General features: G+C 25.9%; 1 pseudogene. It reads left to right on the forward strand.

From position 1 onward, the window contains the following. Positions 1 to 256: pseudogene (locus RI68_RS03380) on the forward strand (hypothetical protein); the annotation flags it as partial. Positions 257 to 374: the final 118 nt, after the last annotated feature.

Below are 374 nucleotides of genomic sequence, written 5' to 3' on the forward strand. Positions count from 1 at the left end.
TATAGAAGAAAAATTAAAAAATACTCAATTAACTTCTACTGATAAAACTACTCTTAATAATGACAAAATTAGTAAAGAAAATAGAATTCAAACCATTGATGATAAAATATCTCAAATAGCTGCGAAAATTAATTTAAAACAAGATCTTGCCGCCTATCAAAAGGAAATAGAAGATCCTAATACGCAAGCAGAATTAAAACCTTATTTAAATGAATGCATTCAACATTTACAAGACCAATTAAATAAATTAAATTAATACCATCTTTTCATGAACCAATTAACTGTTATTGAAAAAATTGCTTTATATTTTAGTTGCTTTTTGTTAGGTTTTGGCCTTCATGCGCAATTATTAACTTCTCCCCAGATTATTCTAG

Origin of the sequence: Vaccinium witches'-broom phytoplasma str. VAC (assembly GCF_000309405.1) — a bacterium.
Classification (GTDB): Bacteria; Bacillota_I; Bacilli_A; order Acholeplasmatales; family Acholeplasmataceae; genus Phytoplasma.